Source organism: Shewanella sairae, assembly GCF_023283535.1.
In the GTDB taxonomy this organism is placed as follows: domain Bacteria; phylum Pseudomonadota; class Gammaproteobacteria; order Enterobacterales; family Shewanellaceae; genus Shewanella; species Shewanella sairae.
On the sequence record NZ_JAKILT010000020.1, the window covers coordinates 18,466 to 32,651 of the forward strand.

At 41.3% G+C, this 14,186-nt stretch carries 8 protein-coding genes; 5 read left to right on the forward strand and 3 right to left on the reverse strand.

Annotated features, from left to right (window positions below; all coding sequences use genetic code 11):
- Positions 1–48: 48 nt before the first annotated feature.
- Positions 49–2,256 (reverse strand): GTP diphosphokinase, encoded by a 2,208-nt coding sequence (gene relA / locus L2748_RS10320; RefSeq protein WP_220781107.1) that lies wholly within the window; start codon positions 2,254–2,256, stop codon positions 49–51.
- Positions 2,257–2,472: 216 nt separating this feature from the next.
- Positions 2,473–3,810: a 23S rRNA (uracil(1939)-C(5))-methyltransferase RlmD gene (gene rlmD, locus L2748_RS10325; RefSeq protein WP_220781106.1), complete on the reverse strand. Its 1,338-nt coding sequence runs from the start codon at positions 3,808–3,810 to the stop codon at positions 2,473–2,475.
- A 114-nt stretch (positions 3,811–3,924) separates the two neighbouring features.
- Between rlmD and L2748_RS24710 the strand changes: the two genes are divergently transcribed.
- From L2748_RS24710 to L2748_RS10335, 3 genes are read left to right on the forward strand one after another with little or no spacing between them, the layout of a single operon-like run.
- Complete coding sequence (locus L2748_RS24710) at positions 3,925–4,812, forward strand: HAMP domain-containing protein (protein WP_444544726.1); 888 nt, start codon at positions 3,925–3,927, stop codon at positions 4,810–4,812.
- 18 nt (positions 4,813–4,830) lie between these two features.
- Positions 4,831–6,699: a response regulator gene (locus L2748_RS10330; protein WP_444544725.1), complete on the forward strand. Its 1,869-nt coding sequence runs from the start codon at positions 4,831–4,833 to the stop codon at positions 6,697–6,699.
- A 1-nt stretch (position 6,700) separates the two neighbouring features.
- The gene (locus tag L2748_RS10335) at positions 6,701–7,306 is read left to right on the forward strand and encodes a YjaG family protein (protein ID WP_220781105.1); all 606 of its coding nucleotides are present in this window, start codon (positions 6,701–6,703) and stop codon (positions 7,304–7,306) included.
- A gap of 94 nt (positions 7,307–7,400) precedes the next feature.
- On the opposite strand, the gene L2748_RS10340 is transcribed toward L2748_RS10335, so the two are convergent.
- A complete protein-coding gene (locus L2748_RS10340) occupies positions 7,401–8,303 on the reverse strand; it encodes a LysR family transcriptional regulator (protein WP_220781104.1) in 903 nt (300 codons plus the stop codon).
- Between the two features lie 319 nt (positions 8,304–8,622).
- Between L2748_RS10340 and L2748_RS10345 the strand changes: the two genes are divergently transcribed.
- Together L2748_RS10345 and L2748_RS10350 are read left to right on the forward strand one after the other, a co-directional pair.
- The gene (locus L2748_RS10345; RefSeq protein WP_220781103.1) at positions 8,623–12,222 is read left to right on the forward strand and encodes an ATP-binding protein; all 3,600 of its coding nucleotides are present in this window, start codon (positions 8,623–8,625) and stop codon (positions 12,220–12,222) included.
- A gap of 87 nt (positions 12,223–12,309) precedes the next feature.
- The gene (locus L2748_RS10350; RefSeq protein ID WP_220781102.1) at positions 12,310–13,944 is read left to right on the forward strand and encodes a response regulator; all 1,635 of its coding nucleotides are present in this window, start codon (positions 12,310–12,312) and stop codon (positions 13,942–13,944) included.
- Positions 13,945–14,186 lie beyond the last annotated feature (242 nt).

A 14,186-nucleotide genomic window follows, 5' to 3' on the forward strand; every position in this document is an offset into this window, starting at 1 on the left:
CAACAAAAACGGCAACCGAGGTTGCCGTTTTATCAAAGCCTATTGGTTCTACAGCCTACGGGCCTGCATCACACCATCGACTTGGTTTATCTTAGACAGTACTTTCGATACTCCTTCAAGATTATAAAGCTCGAGTTCAAGCTCGATAGTTGCTGTCTGGGTTTTCACATCTGCGGTAGAGCTCATCGCCATCACATGAGTTTTTTCAGCGGCCAGCACTGAAGTTAAATCTCGCAATAAACCTGAGCGGTCATTGGCTAAAATGCTTAAGCGAATTTTATAGCCGCCAGAGTAATTTTCCCCCCACACTACTTCCACAGAGCGCTCAGGAGAGGCACGCACTAACTCTTTAACTTGGTCACAATCAGCTCTGTGTACCGAAATACCGCGACCTTTGGTAATAAAACCAAAGATTTCATCGCCAGGAACAGGCTGACAACACTTCGCAATGTGGCTCATTAAATTACCGACACCACTGACTTCAACCTGACCTTTACCTTTTTTAATCGATTTACTTTGGCTCTTCTTAACTAAATCTTCAAGCGCGGCTTCATCACTTAAGTCTTTAGTTCGTAAACGGCTTTGAACGTGATTAACCACTTGGTTAAGACGCACATCACCGCCACCAATACCCGCAAGCAAATCATCCATACTGACTAAATTAAAACGTTCAACCGCTGATTGTGCGTCTTTTAGCAGTAAGTTACTTCTGGCTAGCTCAGCTTCAAGCATCTCTTTACCGGCAACAATATTCTTATCTCTATCTTGTTGCTTAAACCAATGCAGAATTTTCGAGCGCGCACGGGATGTGCGTATATAACCTAAGTTTGGGTTTAACCAATCGCGTTTAGGATTCGGGTGCTTAGAGGTAATTATCTCAATTCGCTGCCCGGTTTCCACTTGATAAGTAAACTGCACAATGCGGCCGTCAACTTTAGCGCCAATACATTTATGGCCCACATGGGAATGAATGTAATAAGCAAAATCAAGCACGGTTGAGCCTAATGGTAAATCAACGACTTCGCCGCTAGGAGTAAATACATAGACCCGGTCTTCAAATACTTGGCTGCGAACTTCATCGACTAAATTACCGCTTTCTGCGACATCTTCTTGCCACTGCAAGATCTTACGTAACCAGTTAATCTTCTCTTCATAACCGCTTTGCTTACCGCTGGCACTGCCTTCTTTATACTTCCAGTGCGCAGCCACACCCAGCTCAGCGTCTTCATGCATCTGCTCGGTACGGATTTGAATTTCAACCGTCTTCTCTTCTGGCCCGACGACAACAGTATGAATAGACTGATAACCATTAGGTTTAGGGTTAGCCACGTAGTCGTCAAACTCACGTGGAATATGGTGCCAAAGCGTATGCACCACACCCAGTGCGCCATAACAGTCTTGTAGGCGGTCGGTGACAATACGCACCGCGCGCACATCAAACAGCTCATCAAATTTAAGCTGCTTGCCTTTCATCTTCTTCCAGATGCTATAGATATGCTTAGGTCGGCCGTATACTTTGGCGCGAATTTGGTCTTTATCTAAACGCGCTTGTAACTGGCTAACAAAGTCATCAATAAAGGTTTCTCTATCTAAACGCTTGCCATCAAGTTGCTTAGCAATATCTTTATAGGTTTGCGGGTGCAAGTAGCGGAACGAGATATCTTCTAGTTCCCACTTTAATTGACCAATGCCTAAACGGTTAGCTAGCGGCGCATAGATATCAGCAATCTCGCGGGCAATAAGCACTTTGACTTCTTCATCGGCGTTCTTAATTTCACGAAGCAAACAAATGCGCTCAGCAAGCTTTATCACCACCGCACGCACATCTTCAACCATGGCTAATAACATCTTACGGATGTTGTCGATTTGCGGTTCGCCATTACGGGTTTGATTATCAATTTTTAACGCGCCGATAGCGTTCATGGTTTCAACGCTAGACACTAAGACTGAAAGCTTTTTGCCAAACTTATCTTCAATATCTTCTTGCGTAATTAACTCAGCATCAAATACCACAAACAATATTGCGGCTTGTAAGGTTTCAATGTCCATATTCAGCGGCGCAAGAATTTCAATCATCTCACGCGCACGCTGGAAGACAGTAACGCTCGTCTCTTGCTTTTGTCCCACGAGTAGTTCAACCTGCTCAATTAAGGTCAAAAGGGTTTGAGCTTCAGAAGCATCACTAAGATAACGTTGTACCCACTCTTCAAGTTGAAAGTCAGGATCGCTAAAATGTGCTTCACGAACAGATACCATCTTATTTAATTCCTTTACATACTGCTGACAGAGGTTAACAGCCGCTTAACCCCATCGTTTTAATTCATACGCTCTATATTCGCGATTCAGCGATCATTGTCAATCAACAAAAGTAGCCAATTGCTACTTAAAACGCCTATATCGCCTGAGTTTGAATTGTATGAGTTATATTTAAGCAAAAGGTTTCACAAAATGTATCTATTTGTGTCTTTTTGTTTATTTTTTTAACTCAAACAGTGCCATTGACTCTAAATGATGTGTTTGTGGAAACATATCAATTAAACCGATTTTTTTAAGCTGATAACCTTGCTTTAAAATCACTTCGCTATCGCGCGCAAGACTGGCTGGATTACAAGAAACATATACCAATGCTTTAGGTTTTAGCTTCTTTAATGATTGCATGCTTTCATAGGCGCCAGCGCGAGCCGGATCAATTAGCATCTTATCGACTTTACCCAACCAAGGTTCTTTCGACAGATCGGCACTTAAATCAGCGTGATAAAAAGACACGTTTTCTAAACCGCTGTTTTTAGCATTGTCTCGAGCTTGGGCAACCATAGCAGGCACCCCTTCAACACCCACGACTTCGGCACCATTTCTCGCCAAAGGCAAGCTGAAGTTACCAATACCACAAAATAGGTCTAATACTCGCTCACCCGCTTGTGGCGATAACCAGTTAACCGCTTGACTAACCATCGCTAGGTTAACCGCGCCGTTAACCTGAATGAAGTTGCCAGGAGAGAAGTTAAGCTTTGTTTGACTATCTTCAAAACCATAAAAAGGCTGTTCACCCGAACCATTGAGGTGTTCACAATGACCATCGTCATCTTGCAGTAGCACTATCACTTGATGTTTATCTGCAAATTCAGCTAAACGGGCCTTATCTTTATCAGACAAAGTTTTAGTGACTCGCAAAACCACAAAATTACCGTTATCTGCTTGAGTTAGCTCTACGTGACCTAAGGCTTTTTTACCGCTTAATTGATTAAGCATAAAGGCCAAGTCAGGGAGCAACACAGATAACTCTTCAGCCAATACCGCACAAGACTGGATCTCAACAACATCACTGCTGCTACTCGCCCTAAAACCTAGGCTAATATGCTTGGTATTTTTATCATACCAAGTGGCTAAACGCGCACGGCGACGGTAGTGCCAATTCTTATCGCTAATGGTTTCACAGATTTCACTCGCTTCAGCTTGGGCAAACTTACTCACTAAGTCGACTAAGGTTGCCGCTTTATGGGTGCGTTGGGCATCAATATCAAGGTGCTGCAAATCACAACCACCACACTTAGCAAAGTGCGGGCAAGCCGGTTGCACACGTTCACTTGAGGCTTGTTCAACCTTAAGCAATTTAGCACGAGAAAACTTCTTCTTTTGTTCGGTCAATTGCACCGAAACCGTTTCCCCAGGTAGGGCACCATTGATAAAAACAATTTTGCCATCGTGATGGGCGATCCCCGCCCCAAGATGATCAAGCTGGGTCACCTTTAGAGACAGTTTTGACGATAGTTGCTTAGATCTATTTGGTTTTGCTTTAAAAAATTGTGCCATGTTGCTCTCTAGTAGATAAAAAACTAGCCAAAATAGGTTAACTTCTGGCAGTCTATCGAATACTCACACTATATTTAATGGTAACCCATACACAGAATGAATGATGCCAACAATATGACCAAGTACAGCCTTAGATCATGGGTTCTGGTATTGGCGTTAGCCCCAACTATTTTAGTGGGGATTTTATTGGGTGGCTATTTTACCATAAATAGATTCTATGAACTTGAAGATACGCTCATAGAACAAGCAAGTAATATTATTGAGCCACTTGCTATTGCCGCAGAAGTGGGCCTAGAAAGCAAAGATTTCGAAACCACCAAACGACTGATCACCTCCGCTCAACTCAATAAAGCCTCTTTAGTGCAATTTATTGCGATTTTTGACGACGATAACCGAGTGGTTGTCACGTCCCATCATTATAAAAATCACGAACTGATGCGCTTCGACAAACCGCTTGAATCTATGCTCCGTACTGAACTTGAGCTGGTTGGCGACAGCATAATTCTACGCAGCCCTATTTTTAAAAGTAGCAATGCCCCAGTCCAAGGTCTCGCTAACGCACAACAAGCAGCCAATCAAGGCATTGTGAAAATTGGCTACATCGCTATTTTGATCAATAAAGAAAATGCGCTTTTAGAACAACATCGTGCTGCGGTTGCAGCTTTTATCATTGTATTAATTGGTGTCCAACTAAACTTATTTTTTACCTTCCGCTTAGTTAAAAATGTGACTCAGCCTATTACTGAAATGGTGAGAGTGGTCGCGAAAATCCGCGAGGGTAAACTCGATACCCGTTTAACCGGAAACTTAATTGGTGAACTGGATTTACTCAAGCGTGGTATTAATGCCATGGCAGGCTCATTATCTGAGTACCACGATGAAATGCAGCAAAACATCGATCAGGCGACGTCAGATTTACGTGAGACCCTAGAACAGATTGAAATCCAGAACGTTGAGCTAGATATGGCAAAAAAACGCGCTCAAGAAGCCAGCCGGATTTAATCCGAGTTTTTAGCCAACATGTCCCATGAATTGAGAACCCCGCTCAATGGCGTGATTGGTTTTGCTAAACAGCTATTAAAAACCCCATTGCACTCGAGTCAACAGGACTATATTCGCACTATTGAACGCAGCGCAACCAACCTGCTTAGCATCATTAATGATATTCTAGATTTCTCTAAGCTTGAAGCTGGCAAGATGGTACTTGAAAACATCCCGTTTTCTTTACGTGAAACCATTGAAGAAACAGTAACAATGCTATCGAGTACTGCCAGAGAAAAAGAATTAGAACTGGTGATTGATGTTGACGCTAGCATACCGGAAGAAGTAACCGGTGATGCCATGCGCTTTAGTCAGATCATTACTAACTTAGTCGGTAACGCGATTAAGTTTACCGATAAGGGCAGTGTGCAGCTCAAACTGCATCTAGAAGATATATCTGAAGAAACGGTACATATACGGTGTGAAATCATTGATACCGGTATTGGCATTGATGAGCAGCAACAGGTGTCTCTATTCCAAGCCTTTGGCCAAGGAGACTCTTCTATATCTCGCCGCTTTGGCGGTACAGGCTTAGGACTGGTTATAACAAAACGCTTAGTCAATCGTATGGATGGACAAATTGGCTGTCATTCGACGCCAAATCAAGGATCAACTTTCTGGTTCTCACTGCCACTTAATATTAGTCAATATTCTATCAATAGCGTGTTACCGCTCGCGCCTTTAAAAGGAAAAAGCGTCCTGCTATTTGAATCAAGTGAGCTTTCACGTCATGTTATTGAACGCATGTTGCAGCGTTGGGGACTAAAAATCACTCTCGTTAAAAATGCCAAACAGCTGGAATTTATTGCCACGCAGTCTAATCATATTTTCGACTTTGCCATATTCGGTTGCCGTACCCTGACAGCTTTTAATGAGCCAGCCAACATATTGAAGCAAGCAAAAAGTAAAATCGATTACCTATTGCTGATATCTGACTGCGCAGAGCAAGAGGAAGTGTTCTCGCAACTTAGGCCCTACGTCGATAAACAGCTGCCTTTACCTGTAGGGGAAAAGTTATTATCCAGCTCGTTGCTAGACCCTCACTCAGGCCGTTTCAATGAGCACTTCATCGCTATTGAGCCTATTGCAACGCCTGCGAAACTCGAAAACCTAAGTGTGTTAGCGGTCGACGACAATCCAGCCAATCTAAAGCTCATTGATACATTGCTCAAAGAGTTAGTGACACAAGTACAAGTGACAGACAATGGCGAAAAAGCAATACAACTCGCTAAAGAGCGCAGTTACGATTTAATCTTTATGGATATCCAAATGCCTGGGACAGATGGCATTACTGCAACAAAAGAAATAAGAAGCAATTCAGCAAACCGTAATACTCCAATTATTGCAGTGACGGCCCATGCTATCGCAGAGGAAAGGGAACGGATTTCAACCAGTGGTATGGATGGTTATTTACCAAAACCGATTGATGAAGCCGCGCTAAAAGGCGTTATCACTCGCTGGAAGACCAAACCTAAGTTTACCCATTTTGATCAACGCACATTGAATTGGGATCTATGCTTAACTCAAGCGAATAACAAACCAGACTTAGCGCTGGATATGCTTAAGATGTTGTTAAAGTCTTTACCTGAAACTGTGGAGCATATTGAACATGCACTCAACACGACAGATAAAGATAAAATGCTAGCCTGTATTCATAAACTACATGGCGCATGCTGTTATTGCGGAGTCCCTACAACCCAGATGCTTTGCCAAGAAATTGAGTCCAGTTTAAAGCGCGACGTGATGATTGATGACGTTGAACCCGAAATACTAGAGTTACTTGATGAGTTAACTAAGGTAGAATCGGCCGCTAATCAAGTGATCTCCCAGCTATCAGTGGATATATAAGATGACAAACAAACAGGGATTTTTTAAACGTCTAAAAGCGCTAGAGTTGCCTCAGAAAAAGCTTTTTGCGGTTGCCCTATGCCAACGCATGCTACCTAATTATCAGCTTTTCTCTGAAGTATGTGAATTTGGCGATCCTAAAGTACTCGACACTTTGCTGAACCTACTTTGGCAATCGATGTACGACAACAAGCTAAAACTGAATATTGATATTTACCTTGAGCGACTTGAAGCCAACACGCCAGAACCCGCTGATTTTGACGTATATGGTGTCTACCCTGCGATGGACGCTGTTGTCGCTCTCACTTCACTTATCAGTGCGCTACAAAGTAAAGTTGAAGAAGATATCGTCAATATCAGTAAACTCTCTTCAGCCACTGTAGCTAACTACATTGAAGCAACCTGTGAGCAAGAGTTTGATAATGAAGATGCACTCGATGATTACATCTTTGCTCATGAAGTGATGCAAGAAGAAAAAGAGATGCAAAGCTCTCTTTTAGATATCATTGAAGACAATCTCCATATGAAGGCAGACTTTATTAAAGAGTTACGCCGAGAAATTGTTGAAATTGGTGTATCAAATATCGGTATCGAGGCGAGCAGATAAGCTCAAACAAGTATATACCGAAACAACAAGCGCATTAAGGTTAACCTTATGCGCTTTTTTAATGTCTGTAAAAACCATTATACAGTAACGCCAATCAGCTATGCATGGAAAACAAGCTTTCCGCCTTAGACTGCATAAACTCGATAAACAGTTTTACTTTTAAAGGTTGGTGGCTACGCTGATGATACAAAATTGAGATGCGCCTTTTCTCTCCCACCCACTCGGGTAACAATGCTTGAAGCTCTCCTGCCGCTAGCTGTTTTTTGACAAATAACTCTGGACCATAAAGAATGCCACCGTTATCCACCGTAGCTTCTACTGCTCCATGTAGATCGCTTAAAGTAAGCTTAGCTTTGCCGTCGTAATAAAAAGACTCACCATTAGGGTGCTTCAAAGACCAATTATACAAAGGCCACACTTTGATCAAATCATGCAGCCCTAGCTCGTTTGGATGGGTTAACGCTGGCGCGTTTTGCAGATATTGCGCTGATGCAAATAAACCATAATTAAGTACGCCTAAAGAGCTTGAGATCCAAGATGAATCAGGCTGCGTCCCACCAACAATAGCCACATCAACCCCTTCATCAATTAAATCAATGACATTATTGTTCTGTGCTATGTGTAATTGAATATCTGGGTAGGTTTCACAGAATTCATTTAAGGCCTTAATAAAAATCATCGAGATAATGGACACAGGGGCAGCAATACGCAAGGTTCCCTCAGGTTTATCAACCGTAACGCCACTGATACTATCAAATTGCGAAATAATCGATTGATACTGCTGAAACAGCGCAATGCCCTCTTCAGTCAATCTCAATTTACGCGTGTTACGCATTAAAAGCTGTTTGTCTAATACAGTTTCTAACTTAGTTAATTTGCGGCTCACAGTCGCTATAGGCATATCTAGCTCTTTGGCTGCTTGAGAAAAACTGCCCGCATTCACTAAGTGAACAAATTGATAGATTAGTTGTAACTCTAAACCAAAGTTAGTACTCATCAATGTAAGCCCTAGTGTAGAAAATAGATTAAGCATCAACGTACGATATAAAAAAGCAGTATATCAAAGTTAAACCACAACCTCTTTGGCTTTGCTAAACTTTGCCTTTGCTAAGTAAGCAGCTCAATGCCCCTTAAGTTAGCAACGGGCGCCCCACAAGTAAGTAACCAATCTAACTTTTACCCAACCTAAACTAGCCTAACCGAATCAGACAATAACCCCAATTATCGTCTATCTCAAAAATGTCAAAATTAGATTGGTCAAAAAGTAATTTGTGGATTATCATTCGCCCCCTTTTTTTTCATTCACTGCTCAAAAAATGACACGAATTGTTATTTTCCTCCTGTTAGTTACTAGCTTGTTCTGCTCGGCATTTTCCTACGCTATCGAGCTAAAACCTGAAGCTAAGGCGTACTTAAAGAAAAAAGAAGCTATTGTTGTTGCTATGCCGAGCACAGGCCTACGCGCGCACTGGAATACCCATTCGCCTGGTGCTCTCGGTATCTACACTGACTATATTCGCACCCTTGTCCAAGAGCTAGGCATAGCGGTTCAATTTAAAGGATATGAGTGCTTAGATGAATTACAGCAAGCAGTGGCATCAGGAGAAGCAGACTTATCTCTCGGCTTTATGCCAACAACAGAGCGTGAAAAGAGTCTACTCTTCTCAGTTCCCGTTTTTGAAAACTATCAGCTAAATTGGTTGCGTAACTCTAGCTACCGCAATACCCCTGCGTCAGATATGAACTGGGTATGTGTTGAAGGCTCGTTCTCTTGTGAAGCGACTGCCCAAAATGGCTTCCGCACCCTAACGAAAGTCAAAACGCTAGATAGCTTAATCCACTACCTATCAACAGGAAAAGCTGACGGAGCCATAATCCACTTTGGAACTGTGCACCATTACTATCAAACTGTTGCTGTGGGCGACTGGTTAGGTGACATCGTATTTAATGAAAACAGTCAACCTATGTTGTCATCTTTTATTACTGCTAAAAACAACCCTATATTGATGGATATACTTAATCAATATCAGCAGGAAATGCATAACAACAAAGTCATAAAACCATTCAAATTTAAAAACTTAAGCATGCTTCATAATGAGCAGGCAATAGAATCTATCTATCAGCAATATAATAGGCAAACGATTCGATATAGCATAGAAAACGATCTCTACCCACTCTCATACATCTCAAAGAGTAACGGTGAAATCTCTGGCTATATTCATGACATTATAAAAATATTAGCCCGAAAATCAGGGCTAAATTTTGAATATGTTGCCCCTATGGGTCAAAGCATTGATGATATGCTCAATCAAGGCGTCATTGACCTGATCCCAGGCGGGCTTATGTCAGTAAACGAGACGTCAACAAAATTCCTAACAACACACCCCTTTTATACTATTAATTGGTCGTTTATCCGTACCACTAAAACGTATCAACAACAAAAAATCGCGGTATTAGATCGCTCCGGCAACCTGCCTGAACAAGGCATTTTTAAATTTATCGATAAACCCATTATCTATACCGATTTTGCACTGCTCAAAAAAGACATAGAAAGTGGTGTGGTAACACATGCCTATATTCCCAAGAGCATTGCTGAAGACTATTTATACTATGGCAGTGAAACAAAATTTGAGCTAGTAAATAGCCCTAAAAAACAACTCATTAGCTTAATGGGGATCAAGCTAAACTTAAGCTCAGAGACGTTAAGGGATATGCTTGATGCAGCTATAGCCGTAACAACAGCTAAAGAGATTTCTTTAGCTGTTAAGAGTCATCAGGTCATTCACACTAAATATGGTTACGATAAAAAACAAACTAAAAACACTGTCGTCTTTTTGTTGGTTTTATTAATTTTAGCCGGTGCTGCTAGTATTTTATGGAGCAAAAAACTTAAAGGCTATTTACGAGAAGCACGTGCCAGTGGCAAAAAATCTCACGACCAAATGCAGTGGCTGACAAGCGTATTAAATAGCTTTCCTGGCATGGTATTAATATCCGATGATAAGGGATCGCCTTTATTATCTAACAAGGCATACAGTGAATGCTTTAAAACTTGTATTAATGGCCAATGTAAAGAGAGCCAGGACACGTGTGCTTTCTTAAATGTAATAAACACTGTTGCGACCGACATTAACAATGATGCGGTCTATGTCGCTAATGATAAATGTACTATTGCAGGCAAGTACTACCGGGTATCTCGTGACGTTGTAAATCATGACGATGGTAACCAGTACCATATTACTGTTTTCACTGACTTTACAGAACTGAAACAACGGAAAGAAGAGCTGATTCTTTCCAAGCAGCAAGCTGTTGACGCATTAAAAACACGAGAATCTTTCCTCGCTGTGATTAGTCATGAACTCAGAACCCCTCTCGCCGCCATGATAGGCCTAATGGAGTTACTCAACCCTGAACTAAAGTCAGCTAAGAATAAAGAACTAGTAAGCAATGCACTAGCATCGGCGGATAGGCTCAAAGGTTTAGTTAACGATATTTTGGACTTTTCTAAAATGGAAGCTGATCAGTTACAGCTTGACCTGCACCAAAGCAATCTATTTATCGAGTTGGGTTCAACATTAAGACTCTTAGAAGCCAGTCTAGATAAAAAAGAGGTCAACTTCATTATTAATTGGCAACCAACCAAGCTTTGCAATGCAGAGCTAGACTGGTCGCGCCTAAGCCAAATAGTCAATAACCTCGTTAATAACTCAATAAAGTTTACTCAAAAAGGCACCATTACCGTTAGCGTTAGCAATACCCAAGAAACATTAACATTAACGGTTGAAGATACTGGCTGTGGCATGACCGATGAACAGCAACAAAAGCTGTTTCAGCCTTTTGTACAAGCAGATGCAAGTATCAACCGCAAATACGGTGGTTCGGGCTTAGGTATGTCGATCGTTCAGCATCTTGTTGAATTAATGGGAGGAGCGCTAAAGGTTTCCAGTAAGCTTAATCAAGGAACAAAAGTACGCCTGTCTTTACCGGCTAACTTTACAACGATTAAACAAAACTTGGTTACCAGCTGTTACACCCAAAAAGCAACAACTCAAGACTGGTTAGTTGAGTGGGGAATCATACCGGCTAAAGTCAAAAATGACGCGGTTGTTAGCCTTTGCACCTTAGACACTGACGGGAATACCTACCCAGATCTATTGCTAAGGCAAGTCGCTATCATGCCTGTAAAAAGCAATACGAGCCCATTGCTTAAGCATGCTAAATATTCTGGTACTGTGCTGGTTGCTGATGACGACCCTATCAATTGTTTTCTATTTCAAAAGCAACTTAAGAAACTCGGGCTTGAGGTCATCACTGTTCACGACGGTATGGAAGCATTACTTTATTTAGCCGCCAATAAAAACGATATTTCATTACTGATCACCGATTTCCACATGCCGAACTTAAATGGCTACGAGCTAGTGACTCAGCTTAGAGCTAAAGCTGAGTTTGCAAGTTTCCCGATCATTGGCTGCACAGCAGAAGACTCAAGATTAGTTGTAGAAAAAGCAGCTAAAGTCGGCATGACAGAAGTGATGTACAAACCTTACTCATTCCAATTGCTTGGTGAGGTTATTAGTCGCTATTGCCCAGAACAAAGCCCTGATAGCACTCTAGATAGACTCGATTGGTTAATAGAATATACAGACGAGGAGCAATTAGAACTCTCTGCAATAGTCAGAGACTCTTTACTTGTCGATAAAGCACAATTAGTTGACAAAACATTGCCTATAACAGCCCTTGCTCATCGAATAAAAGGGGCTGCAACCGCAATCGGCCTAACTCAGTTAGCCACCATAGCCAGCGACTGCGAAGCCGCAGCAGAACATGAATTACCTGAAGCAACGGCACGGCTGAGTGCTGAAATTGATATTATCGTTAGCACTATTAATAATTGGCTGGCAAAGCAATATCAATAACAGCAGTGATTAACGTCATTACTTATAATGCGCCACAGTCAATTATGGCGCTTAAAATAACTGTTTAAGTTTTGGGATACACATTCAATGCAATCTTTTCAATCATTAAAGCTGCTTATCATTGATGATGCGCCAACGTTTCTATTTACGATTAGAAGCATGTTGGTAAAGCTAGGATTTATTGAAACCAACTTATTCACCGCCAAGTCAGCAAAGTTGGCACTTGATCTTGCGGCAAATAAACAGTTTGACGTAATCATCTGTGATTATAATTTTGGCTTAGGTATGAATGGCAAACAGCTATTCGAAGAACTTAAACACTTAAACTTGCTCACCGATAAAGCGGCTTTCATTCTGGTGACTGGCGATAATACCGCGGCAACAGTCAGACCAATACTGGAACTTAAGCCTGACGAATATTTGCTAAAACCCCTTAATGCCGTCACCTTAAAGCAGCGTTTGTCTATTGCTATCCGTCGCAGAGAGAAACTTGCGACGCTATTCACCGCAGAACGGCTTTTAGATGCCGAAACAGGTCTACGACTATGCGATGAAATGCAGCCTTTTTATCCGGAATACTATTTTGTTATTGAACGATTTCGCGGCACCTTCCTCACTATTTTGCAGCGTCATGAGCAAGCTAAAGGGGTTTATCAATCTACCTTGACCAAAAAGGAACTCGACTGGGCAAAAGTAGGTCTAGCCAATTCACTCGCTTGCCTTGGACAAGTAGAAGAAGCTGAAGCGCTTATTAATCAATTACTCTTAGCTGCGCCTATGGATACCAGAGTGAGAACTGAAGCGGCCCACTTACAACTTAAGAAAAGTGATATTCCAGCTGCGATAGCCCACTTAGAGTTAGCCAGTAAAATTGTACCGGGTAACTCTGAGCGCGAGCTTGTTATTGTTAATCTATGCTTATCGGTTGAAGATTATGCGCAGGCGCTTGAACGATATAAGCTCTACCTTGACATCAACAAAGAAACCTACCGCAATAACGACTTTTCCAAATTGAGTTTAATTAGGTCGTTACTTTATGCAGCGCACAATAACCCTAATAAACAAGCGTTAATAGAAGAGGCTAAGCATCATCTAAGACTTTTACTTGGCTCAAATGATGAATCGATAAGCAATGAAATAGAGTTAATTAAGGCGCATATTTCAATGGAAGTGGGTTACTACCGTTCGGCACTGAGTATTCTTAGGAAACTGCATAACAAAAAATGTTTCCAACATTTTTATGCCGCATACCATTACGCTTGGTTATTGAATGTCATGAGTGTCGAGAATGAATTTGAGCAAGCTATTCAATGGTGTGGTGAAAGCTTAGGCTTTGAGCAAAATCAAATCATTTTCTCAAGTAAAGTCTCTATGTTAGATGGTTTAAGAGACTGTAATAAAGCAAAAAAAACTTGGTTAAAAAACAAATATCAGATGGTCAAAGATAGCCATTTAGACAAACTGGCTTTACTTGAAACCTATTTGTTGATTAACAAGAAAGCACCACTTTTAAAAACAGTTTGCTTAAATATCATCATGACACTTGCTCATGTTTGGCCAGGGCAATATGGTGTAAACCAAGTAAAAGTCATTATCAACCGCTGTGATAATGTTATAAAACAGCTCTATAGCGATGAGGAACTCATAAAGCTTGAGTATCAGCAGCACCATCAAGCGGCAATAGACAAATGTAGAAGCAAGATTTTTGAACTAACAGAATAATATCTATTATAAAACCTAAACCAAAGCTCATACCTGTCTTGGGCTTTCGTTTTATTAGCGCCATCAATCCCCTTTTAACAAGGTCATCTTATAACAACATCCGCCAAGTCAGCATGGGCATTCCGTTAATCAAAATCGATAGTGCAACATAAAGAGGTTAAGCATTAGTCTATACCTCCACTCAATAAAACCTGCAACACTAAATAACAAAAGCCACAAGAACAATCTAAGATTCTGAATAA